This window comes from Rhizobium sp. RU35A, assembly GCF_900156005.1.
GTDB lineage: Bacteria > Pseudomonadota > Alphaproteobacteria > Rhizobiales > Rhizobiaceae > Neorhizobium > Neorhizobium straminoryzae.
In genome coordinates, this window is the sequence record NZ_FTMR01000004.1 from 18,671 (window position 1) to 40,913 (window position 22,243).

Below are 22,243 nucleotides of genomic sequence, written 5' to 3' on the forward strand. Positions count from 1 at the left end.
AGCAATTGGCGGGTTTGCGCGGAGAACGCCGATCTGCCGGCGCCGCCCGCAAGGCACACGAGGATCAGTCGAAGGCGATATCGCCGATGACGCGCACACGCACGCGCCGCGCGCCGCCCGGCAGATAGGCGATCGGGATATCCTCGATCTCCAGCGTTTTCAGGCTGTCCAGCGCCGCACCGGAGGCAACCGCGGCATTGCGGGCGCCGGTTTCGGCCGCCGCCAGCGCCGCCTCGCGGCTCATGCCGGAAAACACCTGATCGACCTCGCCCGAGACCTGCGCCATGGCTGCGCCCAGCGCATTGGCGACACCGGCATTCTCCACCCGGACAACTTCCGAGGCACCCGGCACCTTGTCCGGGATCAGGAAGGCGCCGCCGCCGACGGCGATCAATGGCACATCCTCGGCAGAGGTCTTCATGCGATCGAAATTGTCGGCCACCATCTCGCTGATCCTTGCGAGCGTGGCCCGCACGAGATCCGGATCGAGCCCTTTCACCCGATCCCGGTCACCCATCTCGACAATGCCGGCGGCGACCGCGATATCGGAGGTGGTGAGCGTCGAACCGCCGAACACCTTCGCTTCGGTGAGAATGCGGTAGCCGACGGAGCGCGGGCCGATTGCGCCGGTGTCCGGGTTGATGATGGTGCCGCCGCCAAGCGCGATCGGCAGCAGATCCGGCATGCGGAACAGCGTGCGCACGCCGCCGATATGCACGATGTTGTTCGCTTCGCGCGGAAAGCCGCCGATGAGGCAGCCGATATCGGAGGTGGTGCCGCCGACATCCACCACCATGGCATTCTCGAGCCCGGTGAGGAAGGCGGCGCCGCGCATGGAATTGGTCGGGCCGGAGGCAAAGCTGTGCACCGGATTGGCCGCCGCGACATCCGCCAGCGCCACCGTGCCGTCGTTCTGCGTGAGATAGAAGGGGGCGGTCACGCCGATCTCCGACAGTGCATCGGCAAAGGCCTGCACCGTCGTCTTGCCCAGCGATTGCAGGGCGGCATTCAGGATCGCGACGTTTTCCCGCTCCAGAAGCCCGATGCGGCCGAGCGTGTGGGAAAGCGTTATCTTCGCATCCGGAATGACGGAGCGGACGATTTCTGCAGCCCGCACCTCGCATTCGGTGGTCAGCGGCGAGAAGGTGGCGGAGATCGCAATCGAGGTGATGCCGGCATCGCGGATGCGCATCGCCGCCTCGCGGATTTCATCCGGGTTCATCGGCACCAGCGGGCTGCCGTCATATTCATGCCCGCCATGCACCATGACGATCATCGGATCGACAGCGTCGTAGAGGTCGCGGGGCCAGTCGCACATCGGCGGCAGCGAGCGGCCGGTTGGCAGCGCCACGCGGATTGCCGCCACCCGTTCCAGGCGGGCACGCTCCACCACGGCATTGGTGAAATGCGTGGTGCCGATCATCACCGCATCAACGGCGATACCGGCCGCGGCGGGCGCGTTGATCACATGCGAGAGAGCAGCCTTCACGCCCGACAGCACGTCCTGGGTGGTCGGAACCTTGATGGAGGCCAAAATGCGCTCGCCATCGACAAGAACAGCGTCCGTGTTCGTGCCGCCAACGTCAATACCGATGCGTTTCATGGAAATACCGATCTGAAGTCAATGTCATAGCCGAAGGCGCGGGGGCCCACGGCGGCAATGCCGGCAGGCGTGGTGAGAAGGGCCGGCGCCGGCAGCGCCACCACGGTGACGCGCTGGCCGTAGCGGACGGATTCCGTGCCGATCGCGCTGCCCGAGATGGTGTCGAGAAGGCAGAGCAGATCCGGCGTCATCGCCACCGGTTCGCCATCGCGGAAGGCAACCGCCCACTCGTTCTGGAAGGCAAGCTCCAGCCGTGATCCTCGATCGCCATCGATCCCTTCGATGATCGTGCGGCCGCGCAGGAAGCCACCGGTCGTTTCGCGAGCAACATCGATCACCTTGCCGCGGAACAGCTGCTTGCCGCCCTCGTGGTCAAGAATGGCATCCACCGGGTCGGCATGCCGGCGGCGGGCATCAAGCACCGCCTTGCCGAGTTCGACGGCCTTGGTGACGGTGTCGTGAATGCCCCATTCCTTCACCTCGCGGCCGGTGCGGGGCGCCTTGCAGGTGGCAGCCGTCGAGCCGACTTCGGTGCAGACCTTGCGCGAGATGCGCTCCATCCATTTCCACGAGGCGGCCCGCGTCACGATCACCTCATTGTCGCGCACGTCGACCAGCGACAGCGGGAACATCGGCAGGTTGCCGATGGCGAAGGATGTCATCTGCGCTTCCGGATAGGCGCGGCCCATGGCATCGGCATTCACGACAGGGCGATCGAGAACGGCCGCGGCAAGGAAGGAGGAGAGCGCATTCGAACCACCGATCTCCACGCTCATGATGGCGCGAAAACGCTTGCCGATATAATCCTCCATCACCTCGACGGCGCGGGCCAGATGCACGGGATCGCCGAGCCGTTCCTGGCCGACCAGCGGCGCACCCATCTTGGAGACGACGGCGACCATATCGTCATCGTCGAGGGCCATCGGGTCCATCAGATCGACGCGGGCGCCCTCGGCATAGAGCCGCCGGAGGTTCAGCGTGGAGATATAGGGGTCGCCGCCGCCGCCGGTGCCGAGAATCCAGGCGCCGATGGCCAGCGGTTCGATGTGTTCTTCTGCGAATTCTTCAAGCATGTCCGACCTTCGGCAGGGCAAGGAGGGGGTATGCCGGCCCCGCAGGCGGGGCCGGTTGTCATCATGATGGGGGAAGGATCACTTCGCCTTGCAATCCCAGGTGAAGTTGGCAAAGTTCAGGTCCCAGCTCTGCATGGGAATGAACTGGTAGCCTTGCAGGCACTTGTTGGCGGCATAGCGCCGGTTGGGTGCCACGGCCCAGACATCGGGCTGCAGGTCGGCGATCTTCGCCTGCAGGTCCTTGTAGACGGCGTTCTGCTCGGCCACGTCGGTCGTTCCGCGCGTCTTGTCGATCAGCGCGTCGATCTCCGGGTTCTGCAGCCATTCCATCGACATCCAGGTACCGGCGGCCTTGGAGTGGTACTGGTTGTAGAACATCGAGTCCGGCGAGGGATAGGTCGGCGAGATGTTGACCTGCGTGGAGGCGGGCGTCGTGTCCGGCTTGGAGGAAAGCTCTACGATGCGGTTCCACGGCTCCGGCTTGATGTCGAGCGTGATGCCGATCTGCTCCAGATTGGCCTGCAGCAAAAGCGCCACTTCCGCCTCGAAGGCGAGCGAGGCGACATAGCTGTTCACCAGCGTGATCTTCTGGCCTGCATATTTCGACTTCGCCAGTTCCTCCTTCGCCTTTTCCAGATCGAAGGTACCGGGCTTGATGTCGCCGTTATGGGCATCCTTGAAGGCGGTCGAGAGCGGGCCCTGCATGTCGGTGCCGGGATAGATGATCTCCTGGATCGTCTTGTAGTCGGTGGCATAGGCGATGGCGCGGCGCACATGCACGTCGTCGGTCGGATAGACCTTGGTGTTCAGCTTGATGACGAAGCCGCCGGAGGTGCGGGTCTGGATCAGCTTGTAATTCGCCATCTTGCCGATGGCTTCGTAGGTATCGTTGCCGAGACCGTGGGAGGAAAGACCCAGTTCGCCCTTCTCCGCCAGCGCCTTGACTGTGGCATCGTCGCTGGTCTGCACGAAGCGGACCTCGTCGACCGGCGTGCCCTTGGTCCAGCCGAGGAAGTAATCGGCATTGCGGGCGATCACCATGTCGGCGGAGCGGTTGTAGCTGACGAGCTTGTAGGGGCCGGAGCCGGCGGAATGTTCGCCGACATAGGCCTCGCCCCACTTGTCGTCCGGCTTGGCATTGGCGGTGATCAGCGTCTTGTTGAGCGCCATCATCAGCGGCGTTGCCGCAAGGAACGGCGAGAACTGCCGGTCGATCTTCAGAACGAGCGTCTTCTCGTCCGGAGCCGTGACGTTTTCCGGCTTCAGCACGCCGGTGATGAGGTTGGAAGGGCCCTTGTTGATGCCGAGCAGGCGCTGGATGGACCAGACCATGTCGGCGGCCTTCACCGGCGTTCCGTCCTGGAATTTCGCATCGTCGCGGAGCTGGAAGGTATAGGTCAGACCATCGCCCGAGACATCCCAGGACTTTGCCAGATGCGGCACGATCTCGCCGGAGGGGCTGACGGTGGTCAGGCCGTCATACATGTTCACCACGGCCATATAGCCGGTATAGTCGGTGACCTTGGCCGGATCGAGCGAGCTGAAGATCTGCTGCACATTGACGACGGTCGAGATCTTGTCGGCGGCAGAGGCTGCCGGAAGACCTGCCGCGAGGGTAAGCGCCGTACCGAGCGCAAGTGCGGCGAGACGCTTGTAAGTCATGGATTTCATGCCGGAAGTTCTCCTCTTTTATGCGGCGGGACCTGTCCCGCCTGTTGTTTGCGGATGGGACGCGAAAGGATCAGGCCGCCTTTGGCAGCGGCGAGAAGGCGATGTCCGGATAGCCGAAGGCCGAGGGCCCCACGACCTCGAGCGCGGCTGCCGAGCGCAGCAGGTCGTGGCAGGGGATTGCGATCACCGCGACGCGCTGGCCGTAGCGCAGCATTTCGGTGGTGATCGGATAGCCGGTATCCACATCGAGCAGCACGATCAGATCGGGCACCGTCACCTCGACCACGCCATTGCGGCGGAAGATCAGGAATTCGTTCTGGATCGCGACGCTTGCGGTTTCGCCGGTCCAGCCGTCAAACCCTGCAAGCTCCAGATCGCCGACCGCAAAGCCGCCGCGCAGATGGCGCTTCAGATCGGTGATCTTGCCGTTGAAGATGCGGCGCCCGCCTTCGAGGTCGCAGACGGCAGCAATCGGATCGTCCTGCTGGCGGCGGGCGCGGATGACCGCTTCGCCAAGCGCGATCGCCTTGGTGTAGCTGCGCGGAATGGCGAACTGGTGGACGAAGTGTGCCTGCATCGGCGCCGTCGCCAGCATCGCCCCGCCGCCCTGGGCGACGACGCAGGCGCGCGCCATGCGCTCGTGCCAGACTTCCGAGACCGCATGGCTGAAGATGACCGCATTGCCGTGAAGGTCGCACATCACGGACGGCGTGGAGCTGTGGCCGTAGATCGAAAAGGTGGTCATCTGCATTTCCGGGAAGGCGCGGCCCATGCCGTCGCAATCGAGGATGGGCAGGCCGCCGAGTGCCGCCGTCACCAGCGGACTCATGGAATTGGCGCCGCCGATCTCCTCACAGACGATGGCATCGACCGGCGTGCGGATCAGTTCCTCCATGGCGGTGAGGCAGCGCAGACCCTCGCGGCCCTCGCGGATGCGCTCGACGCCGACGACCGGTGCGCCGATGCCGCCGATCGACATGCACAGCGCATCCGCCTCGATGGCATCGGTGGCGAGGATCTTCATCTCGTAGCCGGCCTTCAGCGCCTCGAGCGCCAGAAGCTTGCCCTGGTAGGGATTGCCGCCGCCGCCGGTGCCCAAAATGCCGGCGCCGATTTCCAGCGCTTCCAGGTCGTCGCGCGTCAGGGTGCGCAGGGCGGCCTCGTCATATTTGCGTTTGCGGCTCTCAGCCATGATAGGCTCCCATCTCTCCGACGACCTTGACGTGAATGCGGGTGGCGTTGCCCGGCAGGTAGGCGAGCGGTGTATCCTCCCGCTCGATGACTTCGAGCGTTTCGGGGATGGCGCCGGCGGCGATCGCCTTGTCGCGCGCCTCAGCCTCCGCCTCGGCAAGCGCGGCCTCGCGCGTCTTGCCGTCGATCAGGGAAAACACCCGGTCCGTCTCGCCGCTGATCTGAGCGATCGCAGCGCCGACGGCATTGGCGACCGCAAAGTTTTCGGGACGCAGGACCTCCAGCTCGCCGATCCGGTCCGGCATCAGGATTGAGCCGCCGCCAACGGCAATGACAGGTACCGGGGTGGATGAAATGCGGCTGCGCTCCACGCAGGCTTCCAGCATGGCATTGATGCGGGCGACGGCCGCCTCGACCAGGGGAGCGGCGAGGCTGTCGACCAGCGCCTTGTCACCGACATCCGCCTTGCCCGCCGCAACGGCGATATCGGTTGCCGTGAGCGTCGAGCCGCCGAAGCACAAGGCCTCGCGGCGCACGCGGTAGCCGACGGATTTCGGGCCGATGGTGATGCCCTTCTCGCCGTTCACAACCAGGGAGCCGCCGCCGAGGCCGATGGAGAACACGTCCGGCATGCGGAAATTGGTCTTCACGCCGCCGATATCGACGGTGGTCGAGGCCTGCCGCGGAAAGCCGTGCGAGAGCGAGCCGACATCGGTGGTGGTGCCGCCGACATCCACCACCACGGCGTCCTTCAGACCGGTGAGGAAGGCAGCTCCCCGCATGGAATTCGTCGGACCGGAGGCGAAGGTCAGCACCGGGAAGGCGCGCACCACATCGGCCGCCATCAGCGTGCCGTCGTTCTGGGTGATATAGAAGGGGCAGGTGAGGCCCGCCTGAACCAGCGCCTTCTGGAAGGCGGCAACCGTGCGGTCGGCAAGCGACAGCAGGCTGGCATTCATGATGGCCGCGCTTTCGCGCGCCAGAAGCCCGTGACGCCCGATATCCTTCGACATTACCACCGGCACGCCGGGGCAGTGGCGGTAGAGAAGCTCACGCGTGCGCAGCTCCATCGCATCGTTGATGCCGCTGAACACGCAGGTGACGGCCGCCGCCTTCAGGCCCTTGGCCCGGATCTCGCCGGCAATGCGGACGATCTCATCCTCATCGAGCGGTGAGAGGATGCGACCGTCGAACTCGTAGCCGCCCTTCACCTGATAGCCGTGATTGCCGACGATCTCGCGGATGTCGTCCGGCCAGTCGACCATTGGCGGCAGGCCGGCGCCGGATGGCAGGCCGAGCCGGATGGCTGCGACTTCATCCATGTGGCGACGCTCGATCACCGCATTGGTGAAATGCGTGGTGCCGATCATCACGGCGTCGATCGCCTTGCGGTCGATGCCTGAGGCCGCGATCACGTTTTCCAGAGCCTCGATGACGCCCGTCGTCACGTCTTCCGTGGTCGAGGCCTTCACCCCGGCCAGAACCGTCTTGTCCTGCAATATGACGGCATCCGTATTGGTGCCGCCGACGTCGATCCCTACGCGATACACGTGAGGCTCCTCTTGCGTCAGTCTGTTGATTTGACGAGGAAGCGCATGCGTTCCTCTTCGGTTACGACGGGCTTTTCGCGCTCTTCCACGTCGGAAACGACGGGAATGGCCGCAATCAGCGCCCGGGTGTAGGGATGGGAGGGGGCGGCGAACACCGCCGGCGTCGCGCCCTCCTCGACGATCTCGCCGCGCAGCATGACGGCGATGCGCGAGCAGAAATTGCGCATCAGCGACAGGTCGTGGCTGATCATCAGATAGGTGAGCCCCAGTTCTTCGCGAAGCTGCACCAGAAGCTCGATGACCGTCTTCTGCACCGAGACGTCAAGGGCTGCGGTCGGTTCGTCGAGGATCAGGATTTTGGGCTCGGCTGCAAGCGCGCGGGCAATCGCCACGCGCTGCTTCTGGCCGCCGGAGAGTTCGTGCGGATACTTGGCGAGATAGGATTGCGGCAGCCGCACCAGGGCCATCAGTTCGACCAGACGCGCTTCCCGCGCATCCCCCTGCATGCCAATCGATTTCAGCGGCAGGGTCAGCGTTTGGCGCACGGTGCGCTTCGGATTGAGCGAGGTGCCGGGGTTCTGGTAGACGATCTGGGTCAGGCGGCGGCCTTTCGCGGGTGCCGGGGCATCGATCACCAGTTCGCCGGAGGTCGGCCGCAGAAGCCCCATGATCATCCGCGCGACCGTCGTCTTGCCCGAGCCGGATTCGCCGGCGAGCCCGAAAATCTCGCCTTCACGCAGCGTCAGGTTGACGTCACGCACGGCGTGATAGCCGTTGCGGCGGCCATAGATCTTGTTGAGGTTGCTGATGCGGACGATCGGCGCGCGGTCGCTCTGGGCCATATCGGTGACGCGGGGGCCGTAAAGGGCCGGCACGGCATCGAGCAGCGCGCGGGTATAATCCTTCGCCGGCTCGCTGAGGATCGTCCGGCACGGACCGGTCTCGACGATATCGCCGTGATGCATCACCACTACGCGGTCGGAGACCTTGCGGACCACGCCGAGATTGTGGGTGATCATCAGCAGCGCCATGTTTTCCTCGCTGACCAGGCTGTTGATCAGGTTGAGGATCTCGTCCTGCGTGGTGACGTCGAGCGCGGTTCCCGGTTCGTCGGCGATCAGCAGTTTCGGCTGGTGCAGCAAGGCAAGGCCGATCAGCACGCGCTGTCGCATGCCGCCCGAGAGCTCGAACGGATAGGCATTCATCACCCGCTCGGCATCGGCAAGCTGCACCCGGCGCAGCGCGGCGGCAATGCGGCTGCGGCGTTCGGCGCGCGAGGTCGCGATGCCGTTGCGGCGATCGGCAAAGCGCATCACGTCGTCGAGATGGGTGCCGATGCGGAACACCGGATTGAAGGAGGAAAGCGGGTCCTGCATGATCAGCGAGAAGGCCGTGCCCTTCAGCGCCTCGCGCCCGGCGCGCGGCAGGTCCAGCACATTGCGGCCTTCGACAAGGATCCGGCCTGTGCGGATGGTCGCGTTGCGCGGCAGCGTCCCGATGATCGCCTTGGCGGTGACCGACTTGCCGGAGCCCGTCTCGCCGATCAGGGCGACGCGTTCGCCGGCAGCAACCGAGAAGCTGACATCGCGCAGCACCTGGCGCGTGCGGCCATAGGAGGTGAAGTCGACGGAGAGGTTTTCGACGCTGAGAAGGGTGTCGCGCATCATCAGCCCTCCACGTCGAACATGTCGCGCAGGCCGTCGCCCAGCAGGTTGAAGCCGAGGGTGACGTAAAGCACCGCTGCCCCCGGGCAGAGAACCTCCCACCAGAAATCCGGCATGAACTGGCGTCCGTCCGCCACCATCGAGCCGAGATCCGGCGTCGGCGGCTTCACGCCGAAGCCGAGGAAGCTCAGCGTCGCGCCGAACAGGATGACGAAGGCGGCATCGAGCGTCGTCTTGACAGAAATGACGGCGACGCAATTGGGCAGGATTTCGCGGAAGAGGATGTGGAAGGGGCCGGCGCCGGCCAGCCGCGCCGCCTCGATATAGTCTTCCGAGGCGATCGACTTCGACACCGAATAGATGAGCCGCGCATGCCAGGTCCACCAGAGCAGCGTGATGGCAATCATCGCATTCATCAGCGTCGGTTCGAGCAGGTTCGAGACGGCAAGCGCCATCACGAGCGGCGGCATGGCGAGCATTACATTGGTGAGCCCGCTGATCAGCCGCTCCGTCCAGCCGCCGACATAGCCGGCGATCAGGCCAAGCACGGTGCCGACGGGCACGGAAATGCCGAGCACGCCGAGAACGAGCAGCAGCGAGACCCGAAGGCCGAAGACGGTGCGCGAGAAGATGTCGCGGCCGGCCTTGTCGGTGCCGAACCAGTGGCCGGCATCCGGCGGCAGATGGCGCGCCTTGAAATCGACGATGCTGCCGACATGCTTCGGATAGGGCGTGAGCCACGGCGCAAAGACCGCGAGAATGACGACCGACAGCAGGATCAGCGTGCCGATGACGGCAGCCGGATTGCGGCTGAAGCGGTACCACATCATGTAACCGGCGCTCAGGCCACGGTCGGCCGGATCCAACATCTTGATGTCGGCCATCAGAGTGCCTCCTTGCGGCGCATGCGCGGATCGATGATGGAAATCAGGACATCGACGACGAGGTTTGCGACGATGAAGAACAGGCCCGCCACCAGCACCACGGCGGTGACCGCGTTGAGATCCTTCTGCAGGATGGCGTTGAGGCCGTAGGAGGCGAACCCGCCCCAGGCGAAGATCATTTCGATGACGAAGGCATTGCCGATCAGCGAGGCGAATTCGAGCCCCATGATGGTGAGCGGCGCGATGGAGGAGAGCTTCAGCAGATAGCGGAATATGATGACGCGCTCGGGCACGCCGAAGCTCTGCAGTGTGAGCACATGGTCCTTGCGCTGGTTCTCGATCATCGAGGAGCGGGTGATGCGGGTGATCTGGCCGATGCCGGCCATCGACAGCGCAAAGGCGGGCAGCGCGATGTGCTGCAGCGCGCTGCCGACGACATCGAGCCGCCCGGCAAGAAGGCCGTCGAGGATCAGGAAGCCGGTCGGGCCGCCCTGCCAGCCAAGCCCATGATCAAGGCGCCCGATGATCGGCCATCCTCCCGGCACCCGCGCCGCCAGCAATTGCAGGGTGATCGCGAAGAGGAAGCTCGGGATCGTCACCCCCGTCAGCGACAGGATGCGACCCCCATGGTCCAGCGCACGGTCGCGGTAATGGGCGGTGATCACGCCGAGTGGAATGGCGACGAGAAACATGAAGACGACGGAGACGAGAACGAGTTCCACCGTGGCCGGCACCGTCTGGGCAAGATCGGTCGTCACCGGGCGCTGCGAGACGAGCGAGGCGCCGAGATCGCCGTGCAGCGCCTTGGTGATATAAGCGAGATACTGCACGACAATAGGCTGATCGAGCCCCATCTGCAGGCGCAGAGCCTGCACCTGTTCCGGCGTTGCCGCCGGTCCGAGCGCCATGCGGGCCGGATCGCCGGGCACCACGCGGGCAAGTGTGAAAATCATCAGGGACAGCACGACCATCACCAGCAGGAAGGTGCCGAGCCGGGCCAGGATGGCTGTCAACGGGTGATGCCGCATCGTCGTGAAAGATCCCCTTGCCAGGAAACATGCGCCGGCAATCTCTCTTGTCGCCTTCCCACGAACAAGCGCGGCCCGGTATAGTTTTTTACTCCAAAGGTATAGGTTTTGGAGTTCGGATGCCCTATCCCCTTGCCATGGACATGCTTCTCGACAGGCCCCGCCTCCGCCGTCTGATGACAGACGGCAATCACCGCGTCCTCCTTCTCCAGGCAGGGGCAGGCGCGGGAAAAAGCGTACTGCTGCGGCAGATGGCAGAGGATGCCGGGGCACGCGTCTGCACCGCGCTCCATCCGCAGCAGGCGGATGTCTTGGGCGGCATGCTGTTCTGGGACCTGCCGCGCAAGGCCCGGTCGCTCAGGCTTTCCGACACCGTCATCGACAACGCCGAGCGGATCGTCATCGCCTGCCGGCCGCAACAGAAGGTCACGGGCCTTGCCCGCGCCAAGCTGCATGGTGGCTGCCGTGTCCTTCTGGCCGAAGACCTGTCCTTCGCCGACGAGGACCTGATCACGCTGCCGCCGCAGACGCAGCACGCGGCACTCGAAACCTATGCCGGCTGGCCGGCCTTCCTGCGGCTTGCCCTTGGCGACGGAGAGGATGATGGCAGCCTCGTTGATTACTGCCGGGAAGCGCTGTTTGACCATCTGACGCCGGGCGACATGGCGGCCCTGTCTTTGTGGCTGAAGGCACCCGACCAGCCGGTGCCGGCGATTGCTGCCACCCTCATGCCACCTCGTCTCCTTGCGGAACCGGATCGCTACCCTGTGCTGGTCGAGACCCTGCGGCGGGCAAGCGGGGAGAGCCTTGCGGCCTATGTCAGCCCGACCGCCCTCAAAGATATCGCGTCCACGCTCGAACAGTCCGGGCAGGTGCTTGCCGCCATGAACCTGCTGCTGGACCATGGTCTGGAGGCGCAGGCCGCCGCCATCCTGGAGCGGGCGGACGGACGCGACCTGATCTATCGCAGCAGTTTGGCCGAGTTCCAGGATATCGTCCTGCGCTTCTCGCACGAGAGCGTGGCGGAGAACGAGACGATCCTGTTTGCCATCTGCCGGGCGCTGATGAAGCAGGGCGAGTTGCACCGCGTGCGCCATCTTCTGTCGAAACATCTGGGTCTCGACTACCTCGACCCCATGAAGGTGCTGGTCAAGGGCTCGCGCTTCTCATTTGCCGCGCGCACCTTCCGCCTCAACCTGATGATTTCCGAGGACCTGACGCCGAATGACGCGATGATCGAGCGGCTGGCCGAATTCATGGCGGATTATCCGCTGGGCGAGCATGGGAAATGGGCGGCCTATTACAATGCGCTGCTGGAATTCGAGATCCGCCGCCGCAATTTTCGCGAGGCCGAGGCCGCCGCCGCGCGGGCGCTGATCTATCTGAAAAAGATGGGCGGCCAGCCGCTTCTGGAATTCTTCATACATCTGCACCAGACCGTGCTGCGACTGATGAGCGGCGATGCACTTCTGGCCCGCAAGGCCGCACAGGATGCCCGCGCACGCCTTGAACAGGTGCCGCATCCGGCGGACGCTGAGTTTCGCATGCTGCGCCTGGCGGAGGCCTGCCTCGATTACGAGGTGGGCCGCCACCAGGCCCTGCTGCAATTCGTGCAAAACGAGTTCGAGGAGTTCGCCGCCGCCGAAATCTGGCCGAGCCTGATGCAGTTCGCCCTGCATTATGCCGCGCAGGCGCTGATCGACCATTTTCCGATGGGCGTGCGGCCGGGCTTTCTCGACGGGCTGTGGATCCACCTGTCGGATGGCCTGCAGTTCCATGCGATGATGGAGATCCGCACGGCGATCGCCTACCAGAATGCCGGGCGCTGGCGCGAGGCGGCGGCCACCCTGTCCGCCATCCGCATGCCGATGGGCAAGCACTGGATCGACAGCGCGGTGGAGGACCTCACGCGCCTCAGCCGTCGTGACGAGATCGCCTATGTGATGGCCTGGTTTCGCGAGGCGGTCCATCTGTGGACGCCCCGCCCCTATCTCGCCCGGCAGCTGGGGGCGCTGATCGCCAATCCGAAGGTGACCCATCGCGAGCGCGTGGCGCTGGAGATCTGGCTGGGCTACACAGCCCACCAGCGCCGCGAGACGGCCGCCGCCCGCAGTCACCTGCTGTCGGCGCTCGAAAGTGCCCACCGGCTCGGTTGCCACGGCGTTCTGTCCGAAGAGCGCCTGTTTCTCTCGCCGCTTCTGGAAAGCCGCACGCTCCGCGCCTTCGTGGAAACCTCCGTCGGCGTGCGCAGCGCGCTTGCGATCTTCACGTCCTCGCTCAACTCGCCGCATGCCCGCGCGCTGAAGGGCGGACTATCGCAGCGTGAAGCCCAGATGCTGCAGCTGGCAGCCGGCGGCCTCTCCAACAAACGCATCGCCGCAACGCTCAACATTTCCGAGGTCACCGTGAAATACCACCTCGGCAATCTCTACCGGAAACTCGGCTGCAACCGTCGCGCCGAAGCGCTGCGCGCCGCAACGGCGCTCGGCTGGATCAGCTGATGATCGCCGGGCTTCCGCTCCCTTCGCCCTGTGGGAACATGTTGCCCGTTCCCGCGTTGACAGGCGTTTGTCATGCGACGTTTCGCGAACAGCGAGGGGGCGCAGCGGGGCAAGCGGGCTGGACAACGAGGGAGCAGGATGAGGGTACGGGTGGCGATAGCGGTTGCAATGCTCCTCGGCGGGAGCGTCGGTGCACGGGCCGAAGTGGGCGATATCTGGGTCTGGAGCACGCTTGTTCCCTCGATCGCGCGCACCGATACGCTCGGCCTGCTGCTGCAGGACCGGCTGAACCAGGAAGCGGAAGCGCGCAACCGCGCCGGCGGCAGCCAGCCCGGTGCAGGCACCCCGAATGCAGATGACGGGAACCTGCAGCCGGTACGGGAGGTGACACCGGCCGATCTTGCCGCGCTCCGCTACACACCCTCGCCGGCCCGCCGCAGCGCCAATCTCGCCCGTTTCATTGAAAGAACGCGGGCAGCCGACCCGGCCGGCGCGGCAGACCTGCAGCGCCTGTTTGCCGATGGCGACATCATTTCCAGGATCGACGCACTGATCCGCCCGCAAGGTCTGCGCATCGACAATCTTGCCGATGCCTATACGCTCTGGCTCCTGACAGTCTGGCAGGCGGCACACGGACGAAACGACACGCCCGAAAGCGCGACGCTCCTGGCCGTGCGCGCGCAGATGGCGCTGGCGCTGCGCGATGCCGGCGGCATGACCCGGGCCTCGAGCGCCGATAAGCAGGAACTCGCCGAGGCGCTGCTGGTGCAGGCCATGCTGATCGATGGCGCCGTGGAACAGGCGAAGGGCACCCCCACCCGCCTTGAACAGGTCCGCGCTGCCGCCCGCAAGAATGCAGGCAGCCTCGGCATCGATGTGGACAGGTTCGATCTCACGCCGCAGGGTTTTGCCGCGGCAGATCAGGCCAGGCGGTAAGCGACCCCGAGCGAAAACACCCCCGAGCGACGGTAGCCGGCCCGTAAGCCGCGGGCGGCTGAACAGCCTGCGCCTGCGCCGCCACTCCGTTTGCCCGCCGGCCCTCTTTGCCTCCGGGCGGGTGAGCTGTCTGGCTGCAACCACAGGCGCCACCCCCATTAGCCTCTCAGCCTTGGAAAACGGCGATGTCGTCATTGAAATGAGCGTCACGGCGTCCAAACCGCCGCAGCGGCTTGCGTCTCCACCAAATCTCCACACAATCTCGGCGCGATATTCACGGGCCCATGAGAACGGGATCACCAGGGAAAGCGTTTCCGGTGAAGACGGATTGCCCGAACGAATTTGCCGGAAGCGCTCTCCCTGCCTTCATGCAGTGCCGAAGGCGATACCCGGGGGTGAAGAACCGCAGGATCGCCGGAACTGCTCATTCGGCAACCCGGAAAGTTCAGATGTCATCCTCCCGCCTTTTCCTTCTCGCCCTGTTCGGCACGGCCGTGACGGCAGCCGTCCTGCTGGTCCGTTTCGATGGTTCGGCGGACGAGGCAGCGTCATCCGCGCGCCTTCAGCCGGTGCAGGTCGTCGTGCAGACGCTCGTTCCCGAAACCGTGATCCTCTCCGACGAGTTGACCGGCCGCGTGGCGGCGGAGCGGCGGGTGGAGATCCGGCCTCAGGTCGGCGGCGTGATCACGCAGCGCCTGGTCCACGAGGGCATGGCTGTCACACGCGGACAGGTTCTGTTCGAGATCGACACCGCCATCCTCAAGGCGGAGCTTGCCACAGCGGAAGCCGGGCTGCAGCGAGCCGTTTCGGCGGAAGCGCATGCAAACCGTGCCGCCGAACGGGCCGCGGCGCTTCTCTCGGGCAATGCCACGAGCCTCGAGAAGAGCGAAAGCGCCCGCAACGATCTCTTGACCGCCCGCGCCAACCTCGCCGAGGCAAAGGCGGTGGTGGAGCGCCGCCGGCTGGATCTTGCCTTTGCTACCATACGCGCGCCCATCAGCGGCTATGTCGGCGCAACGCTCGCCGACGAGGGGGCGCTTGCCAACCCGCAATCGGATCGTCCACTTGCCGTGCTGCAGGCGGTCGATCGGGTCTATGTGGATCTGCGCCTTCCCGCCGGCCAACTGGAGGCGCTGGCAGCGGCCGATGCAACCGGACTCGGGCCCGTCACCATCGCCGTCGGAAAAGAGGGGGCCCGCCCCCTCAAGGCCGGAACGTTGCGGTTTGCGGATGTCGTCGTCGACCCCGGCACCGGCAGCGCCCCGGTGCGTGTCGCAGTGGACAATCCTGATCTGTCGCTGCTGCCCGGCATGTATGTACGGGCGCGCGTCCCGCGGGCACGACTGGAGAAGGCGCTTCTGGTGCCGGCCGATGCCGTGCTGCGCGCCGGCCCCGGCACCCGGCCGGAGATCGTGGTGGTGGCAAGCGACGGACAGGCGAGCCGCCGCTCCGTCACGCTCGGCGAAACCGTCGGCGAACGGATCATCGTCACCGACGGGCTTGCAGCGGGAGAGCGTGTGGTCATTCGCGGCCAGGACCGGATCCAGGACGGCCTCCCCGTCACGCCCCTTGACGCCGACGCCACCACCGCCCCTCAACCGGCATCGGGCAACGATGCCACATCGGCCGGCGCCGTACAGCCGTAAAGGTCATTTCCCATGTCAAGGATCTTCATCGAACGCCCGGTTCTTGCCTGGGTGATCGCCATTTTCATCACGCTTGCCGGCCTGGTGGCGCTGCCGCAATTGCCGGTGGCGCGCTTTCCCGACATCGCCCCGCCCAGCATCAGCATTTCCGCAAGCTATACCGGCGCGAGCGCCGAGACCGTGCGCGACAGCGTGGTCGCCCCTATCGAGAAGGAACTGTCGAGCGTCCGCAACGTGCTCTACTACGACACGACGATGGACGCGACCGGCAATGCCAGCGTGACCGTCACCTTCCGGCCGGGCACTGATCCGGAACTGGCGCAGGTGGATGTGCAGAACCGGCTGAAGAATGCAGAACCACGGCTTCCCGAAGCGGTGCGCCGCGGCGGGCTCAGCGTGGAGGCGGCCGAATCCGGCTTCCTGATGGTCATCACGCTGAAGTCGAAGAGCGGAAAAACCGACGAACTGACGCTTGGCGACTATATGGTGCGCAATCTCGGCGAGGAGCTGAAGCGCCTGCCGGGCGTCGGCCGCGTGCAGCAGTTCGGCGCGGAACGAGCCATGCGGATCTGGGTCGATCCGGCGAAGCTTGCCGCTCATGGGCTTGGCATGTCCGATGTCACCGAGGCGATCGCGCGCGAAAACGTCCAGATCGCCCCCGGTCGGGTGGGCGACGAACCGACCGTGCCGGGCACGCGGCTTTCCACACCGCTGACGGTGCAGGGGCAACTGACGACGCCGGAGGCCTTCGCGGGCATTGCGCTGCTGAGCCGCGCCGATGGCAGCCGCCTGCTGCTCTCGGATGTGGCACGCGTCGAGCTTGGCGCCCAATCGCTCGCCTTCAGCGTCAGCAGCAATGGACGGCCGGCCGCCGCTGCCGCCATCCAGATGACGCCGGGCGCCAATGCGGTGCTGACTTCCAATGCCATCGAGCGGCGTCTTGCCGAGCTTGAGGCGACCATGCCCGCCGACATGCAGGCCTCGATTTCCTACAACACGGCCCCCTTCGTCAAAGTCTCCATCGCCAAGGTGGTGCAGACGCTCGCGGAAGCCATGGTGCTGGTCTTCCTGGTGATGCTGCTCTTCCTGCAGAACATCCGCTACACGCTGATCCCGGCCATCGTCGCGCCGATCGCCCTGCTCGGCACCTTCGCGGTGATGCTGGCGGCGGGCTATTCCATCAACGTGCTCACCATGTTCGGCATGGTTCTGGCGATCGGCATCATCGTCGATGATGCCATCGTGGTGGTGGAGAATGTCGAACGCATCATGCGCCAGCAGGGTCTATCGCCAAAGGCGGCCACCCGGCAGGCCATGCAGGAGATTTCCGGCGCGATCATCGGCATCACCCTGGTGCTGGCGGCGGTCTTCCTGCCGATCGGTTTTGCCGCCGGCTCGGTTGGCGCCATCTATCGGCAGTTCACCCTGTCGATGTCGGTCTCCATCCTGCTATCGGCCTTCCTGGCGCTGACGCTGACGCCGGCACTCTGCGCCACGCTGCTGAAGCCCCATGCATCACATGCCCCCGAAGGTCTTCCGGGGAGCCTGTTCGGCCGTTTCAACCGCGGCTTCGAGCGGTTGACCGCCCGCTATACCGGCTGGGTGGGCGCACTGCTCAGACGCGGCGGGCGCATGGCGGTGATCTATCTCGCGCTCGTCGCCGTCACGGGCCTCGGTTACGGGATGATCCCCTCTTCCTTCGTGCCGGAGGAGGACCAGGGCAGCTTCATGGCGATGTTCGAACTGCCGGCGGGCGCCACGGCGGAGCGCACGCGTGCGGTGGTTGCCACCTATCAGGCCCATGTCGAAACCCGGCCCGACATCATCGAAAATACCGTGATCTATGGCTTTGGCATGTCCGGTTCCGGCCCCAATGCCGCGCAGGCCTTTACCAGCATGCGGCCGTGGGGCGCCCGCAGCACAGGCGCCGACGAGGAGGTTGCCCGGGCGCAGGCCGCCGTTTCCGGCATCGCCGAGGGCACGGCGCTCATCCTGAAGCCGCCGGCGATCGAATCGCTCGGCAGTACCTCGGGCTTTTCGCTGCGGCTGCAGGACAGAGCGGGCCGCGGACTTGCAGCGCTGAAAGCCGCCGAACGGCAGCTGATCGCGCTGGCCGCCGCAAGCCCGCGCCTTACCGACGTGCGCAGCGACAGCCTGCCGGATGGAGAAAGCCTTGCCCTGTCCATCGACCGCCGCAAGGCGCAGGCGCTCGGCGTCGCCTTCCCCGCCATCAATGCCACGCTGTCGACGGCGATCGGCTCGACCTATGTCAACGATTTCCCGAATGCGGGCCGCCTGCAGCAGGTGATCGTGCAGGCAGATGCGCCGGCTCGCATGCGCATCGAGGACGTGCTGAAGCTGGAGGTGCGCAACGACGCCGGCGGCATGGTGCCGCTCTCCGAACTCGTCCAGCCGACCTGGGACGCAGCCCCCCTGCAGCTGTCGCGCTACAACGGCTATCCAGCCGCCCGCCTCTCCGGCGCGGCGGCGCCCGGTATCGCAAGCGGCGCGGCCATGACGGAGATGGAACTGCTGGCGAAACAGCTGCCGCCGGGTTTTGCGCTCGAATGGACAGGCCAGTCGTTGCAGGAAAAGCAGTCGGCCTCGCAGGCGCCCCTGCTGCTAGCAGCCTCCATGCTGGTGGTGTTCCTGGTGCTGGCCGCACTTTACGAAAGCTGGTCGATCCCGCTGGCGGTGATGCTGATCGTGCCGCTTGGCGTCCTTGGCGCCGTCACCGCCGTGCTCATGCGCGGGCTGGACAATGACGTCTTCTTCAAGGTCGGCCTCGTCACGATCATCGGACTTGCCGCGAAGAATGCCATCCTGCTCGTCGAATATGCACGCCACCTGCAACAGGGCGGGATGGGTCTTCACCGCGCGGTGCTGACGGCTGCGCGGCTTAGGCTGCGACCGATCCTGATGACCTCGCTCGCCTTCCTTCTCGGCGTCGTGCCACTGATGATTGCCCGCGGTGCAGGCGCCGAAATCCAGAATGCCATCGGCACCGGCGTGTTCGGCGGCATGTTGACCGCAACGGCGCTGGCTGTTTTCTTCGTGCCGGTCCTGTATGTGGCAATCAGCCACCTGACCGGATCGGGCGCCCGACCCCGCCAGCCGCAAGGGCATGCAGCCACGAGAGAGTGACGATGAACAATGCCCTGATCCTCATCATCGAAGACGAGCCGGAAATTGCCGAGATCATCGAGACCTATTTCGCGCGCGAGGGGTTCCGCACGATCAGCGCCGGCAATGGTACGCTCGGCCTTGCCCACCACCAACGACTGCGGCCGGATCTCGTGGTGCTCGACATCAAGCTGCCCGGCCAGGACGGCTACGAGGTGCTGGCGGCCATCCGCCGGCGTGGCGACACACCGGTGATCATGGTCACCGCACTGGCCGAGGATCTGGACAAGCTGCAGGCGCTGCGGATCGGCGCGGACGATTATGTGGTGAAGCCCTTCAACCCGCTGGAGGTCGTCGCCCGCGCGAAGGCCGTGCTGCGCCGCACACTCGGCAAGGGCTCCGGCGAGCGCACCGGCCACCTGCTCAGGATCGGGCCGCTGACGGTCGATCGCGAGGCACATCGCGCCACCATCGACATCGGCAACGGCCCCGTGGCGCTCGATCTGACGCGCACGGAATTCCGCATTCTCGCGCACATGGCCGCCTCGCCCGCCCGCGCCTTCGAGCGCTCGGAACTGGTAGATGCCTGCCTGCCGGAAAGCGAGGCGCTGGATCGCACTGTCGACAGCCATGTCAGCAATCTGCGCCGCAAGCTCGCGGCGGCCGGCGCCGATGGCCTTCTGAGCGGCGTGCGCGGCGTCGGCTACCGGCTGGATGCTCCCGATGCGCGATAACCTGAACACGCGCATCGTGCGGGCCATGATCGGCCTGACGCTGCTTGCCTGCGCGGTGGTCTATTTCGGCCTTCTCGCTTATTTCTTCTTCATCTATGACTGGCTCTATCCGGACGCCCCGCCCTATGATGACAGCTGGCGTCTCGGTGACGCCGTCATGCTGGGTCTGCTGCTCGGAATCGCCATCCTCGCCGCCCTGCTGTTCGGCTGGCGGTTGGCTCGCCCGATGATCGTGCCGCTGAAATCGGTCGCAGCGGCAGCCCGCCGGCTGGCGGAGGGCGATTTTTCCGCCCGCGCCGACCTTCCGCCCCGCACCTTCAAGGAAGCCGGTGATCTGGTGGCGGACTTCAACCAGATGGCAGAGCGTCTGCAGCGCGCCGAGGCCGAGCTCAGCTATTCCAATTCCGCCATCGCACACGAGCTGCGCACGCCTCTCACCATCCTGCGCGGCCGGCTGCAGGGCCTGCTGGACGGCGTCTTTGCGCCGAGCCCCGAGCTTTACGGCCGGCTGATCGAGCATGTCGACGATCTCTCGGGGATCGTCGAGGAGCTGCGCACGCTGGCGCTCGGCAATGCCGGGCAGCTGGATCTGCAGTATGCGCGCCTCGATCTGGCGCAGGAGGCAGAGGCCGCGCTCGGCGGTATCGATCACCAGCTGGCTGCGGCCGGCATCACCGTCAGTCGTTCGCTCGCCAGCGTGGCGATCCGGGGCGACCGGGCGAGGCTGCGCCAGGCCATGATCGCGGTGCTGGACAATTGCCGCCGCTATGCCCCGCAGGCGAGCGTGCATGTGGAAACCGCCGTGACGGGCGATTTTGCGGTGTTCCGCTGCATCGATACCGGCCCCGGCCTGTCGGCGGAGGGCCGCACTCATGCCTTCGAGCGATTCTGGCGCGCAGACGATTCGCGCGGCCGAAGCCTTGGCGGTTCGGGTCTCGGCCTGCCGATCGTGCGCACCATCGCCCGCGCCCATGGCGGCGAGGCGCTGCTTTTGCCTCCCGACGGCACCGGGCTCGGCGTGGAAATCCGCTTCCCGCGTCAGATCTGACGGGCATTACCATCGGCTCTACCCCTCACCCGTGCCCGCCCGACACGGGGCGATAGCTCTTCAGCATGGCAAGGACGAGCAGGGACAGCGCGCCGATCAGGGCTGCGGCCGTGGTCAGCAGCACCGAGTGGGTCGCCGTGAAGGCCTGCCGGCCGGCATCGATCAGGCTTTGCGCTTCCGCCGGCGGCAGCTGGCGCGCGACCAGATAGGTATCCCCGATCGAGCGCGCCGCGGTCTCCGCCAGCGCCGGCGCAAGGTCCGGTGGCAGCACGATAGTGTGGCTGAAGACCGCCGACATGAAGACGCCGAACAGCGTGATGCCAAGCCCCGTGCCCAGCTCGTAGCCAGTCGCTTCCAGTGAGCCGGCGGCGCCTGCCCGCTCCGCTTCCACCGCCCCCATGATGGCGATCGAAGACGCGGTGAGGCCGATGCTCAGCATCAGGCCGAGCAGGGCGAGCAGGCCCGGCACCAGCACGCCCGGCCTGCCGAAATCCGTGAAGGCGAGTGCGGCCAGCGCAAGGGCCGAGACCAGCAGCGAAAGACCCGCCACCAGCCGCAGCCCGAACAGGCCGGACAGCCGCCCGGCGACAGGGCCGCCGCAGGCGGCGGCCGCCATGATCGGGATCATGAAGAGGCCGGCCTCGATCGGCGTCTTGCCCAGCACATATTGCAGTTCCTGCGCCAGCGTCAGTTCCACGCCGGCAAGCGCCCCGGTCGCCACGAGGGCCATGATCATGCCGGCCAGGATTGCCGGGCGGGCAAACAGCGACAGATCGAGCATCGGCTGGCGCGAGCGCAACTGCAGGCGGGCGAAGAAACCAAGCATCGCAAGGCCGAAGAGAAGCACCAGCGCCACCACCGGCAGCGGCTGCTTCGCCCCGAAACCGGCCTTGATGGCATAAACGGTGGTTATCATGCCGAGAATCAGCAGCAGCGCCTGGCCGAAGGCCCAGCGGCCAGTGCCCGCAGGCTCGGCGCGCGGCAGAAGCAGGGCTGAGGCCGGCGCGACCACCAGCATGACCGGTACGTTGATCAGGAACACCGACCCCCACCAGAAATGTTCCAGCAGCGCGCCGCCGATCAATGGACCGATCGCGGCACCCGCAGCACCGACCGTGCCCCAGAGGCCGAGCGCCATCGCCCGCTCCGCGTCGTCCTCGAAGGCGCGGCGGATGATGCCGAGCACGCAGGGCATGATCATTGCCCCGCCGAGTGCAAGCACCAGGCGCGCGCCGATCAGCATGCGGGCATCCGGGGCAAAGGCGGCAAGCCCGGAGGCTGCGCCGAACACCACGAGGCCCGTCAGCAGCAGGCGGCGATGGCCCACTTTGTCCGCCAGCGTTCCCATCGGCACGAGCAGGCCGGCCATCACCAGTGGATAGATATCGATGATCCACAGAACCTCGGTGCTGCTGGCGCGGAGCGACTGGGTAAGCGTCGGCACCGCCACATGCAGGATCGTCATGTCGAGAACAACGGGGAGAAAGGCCAGCATCACGGCCAGCAGCACCAGCCAGCGACGGGAATCGGCGGAGGTCTTACGCATGGTTCACCTTGCATGCAGACGGGATCACGTTTATAAATACGTACG

15 protein-coding genes are annotated in these 22,243 nt (G+C 65.8%); 6 read left to right on the forward strand and 9 right to left on the reverse strand.

Features of this window, described 5'->3' with window-relative positions; genetic code table 11:
* Positions 1–64: 64 nt before the first annotated feature.
* The 8 genes from F3H95_RS10750 to F3H95_RS10785 all read right to left on the reverse strand — a co-directional run bounded on the left by F3H95_RS10750 (position 65) and on the right by F3H95_RS10785 (position 10,664).
* Positions 65–1,603, reverse strand: coding sequence for a hydantoinase/oxoprolinase family protein (locus F3H95_RS10750; protein ID WP_149745966.1), 1,539 nt, complete (start codon positions 1,601–1,603; stop codon positions 65–67).
* The gene (locus F3H95_RS10755; protein ID WP_142880647.1) at positions 1,600–2,676 is read right to left on the reverse strand and encodes a DUF917 domain-containing protein; all 1,077 of its coding nucleotides are present in this window, start codon (positions 2,674–2,676) and stop codon (positions 1,600–1,602) included. Before F3H95_RS10755 ends, F3H95_RS10750 begins: the two co-directional genes overlap by 4 nt.
* 78 nt (positions 2,677–2,754) lie before the next feature.
* Entirely contained in the window at positions 2,755–4,347 is a 1,593-nt protein-coding gene (locus F3H95_RS10760) for an ABC transporter substrate-binding protein (RefSeq protein WP_149745967.1), read from the reverse strand.
* Positions 4,348–4,417: 70 nt separating this feature from the next.
* The gene (locus F3H95_RS10765; RefSeq protein ID WP_149745968.1) at positions 4,418–5,539 is read right to left on the reverse strand and encodes a DUF917 domain-containing protein; all 1,122 of its coding nucleotides are present in this window, start codon (positions 5,537–5,539) and stop codon (positions 4,418–4,420) included.
* Positions 5,532–7,088: a hydantoinase/oxoprolinase family protein gene (locus F3H95_RS10770; protein WP_149745969.1), complete on the reverse strand. Its 1,557-nt coding sequence runs from the start codon at positions 7,086–7,088 to the stop codon at positions 5,532–5,534. Before F3H95_RS10770 ends, F3H95_RS10765 begins: the two co-directional genes overlap by 8 nt.
* A 17-nt stretch (positions 7,089–7,105) precedes the next feature.
* Complete coding sequence (locus F3H95_RS10775) at positions 7,106–8,752, reverse strand: ABC transporter ATP-binding protein (RefSeq protein ID WP_149746203.1); 1,647 nt, start codon at positions 8,750–8,752, stop codon at positions 7,106–7,108.
* 2 nt (positions 8,753–8,754) lie between these two features.
* Positions 8,755–9,636: an ABC transporter permease gene (locus F3H95_RS10780; protein ID WP_142880652.1), complete on the reverse strand. Its 882-nt coding sequence runs from the start codon at positions 9,634–9,636 to the stop codon at positions 8,755–8,757.
* Entirely contained in the window at positions 9,636–10,664 is a 1,029-nt protein-coding gene (locus F3H95_RS10785; protein ID WP_149745970.1) for an ABC transporter permease, read from the reverse strand. Before F3H95_RS10785 ends, F3H95_RS10780 begins: the two co-directional genes overlap by 1 nt.
* 137 nt (positions 10,665–10,801) lie before the next feature.
* Between F3H95_RS10785 and F3H95_RS10790 the strand changes: the two genes are divergently transcribed.
* The 6 genes from F3H95_RS10790 (at position 10,802) to F3H95_RS10815 (ending at position 20,652) form a co-directional block, all read left to right on the forward strand.
* Entirely contained in the window at positions 10,802–13,165 is a 2,364-nt protein-coding gene (locus tag F3H95_RS10790) for a LuxR family transcriptional regulator (protein WP_149746204.1), read from the forward strand.
* Positions 13,166–13,315: 150 nt separating this feature from the next.
* Positions 13,316–14,101 (forward strand): DUF6683 family protein, encoded by a 786-nt coding sequence (locus F3H95_RS10795; protein WP_210248553.1) that lies wholly within the window; start codon positions 13,316–13,318, stop codon positions 14,099–14,101.
* Positions 14,102–14,550: 449 nt separating this feature from the next.
* The gene (locus tag F3H95_RS10800) at positions 14,551–15,747 is read left to right on the forward strand and encodes an efflux RND transporter periplasmic adaptor subunit (RefSeq protein WP_149745971.1); all 1,197 of its coding nucleotides are present in this window, start codon (positions 14,551–14,553) and stop codon (positions 15,745–15,747) included.
* A gap of 12 nt (positions 15,748–15,759) precedes the next feature.
* Complete coding sequence (locus tag F3H95_RS10805; protein WP_149745972.1) at positions 15,760–18,891, forward strand: multidrug efflux RND transporter permease subunit; 3,132 nt, start codon at positions 15,760–15,762, stop codon at positions 18,889–18,891.
* Between the two features lie 2 nt (positions 18,892–18,893).
* Positions 18,894–19,604 (forward strand): response regulator, encoded by a 711-nt coding sequence (locus F3H95_RS10810; RefSeq protein WP_142880656.1) that lies wholly within the window; start codon positions 18,894–18,896, stop codon positions 19,602–19,604.
* On the forward strand, positions 19,594–20,652 hold the full coding sequence (locus tag F3H95_RS10815) for an ATP-binding protein (protein ID WP_244617974.1): 1,059 nt from the start codon (positions 19,594–19,596) through the stop codon (positions 20,650–20,652). Before F3H95_RS10810 ends, F3H95_RS10815 begins: the two co-directional genes overlap by 11 nt.
* Positions 20,653–20,677: 25 nt before the next feature.
* On the opposite strand, the gene F3H95_RS10820 is transcribed toward F3H95_RS10815, so the two are convergent.
* A complete protein-coding gene (locus tag F3H95_RS10820; protein ID WP_149745973.1) occupies positions 20,678–22,198 on the reverse strand; it encodes an MFS transporter in 1,521 nt (506 codons plus the stop codon).
* Positions 22,199–22,243: the final 45 nt, after the last annotated feature.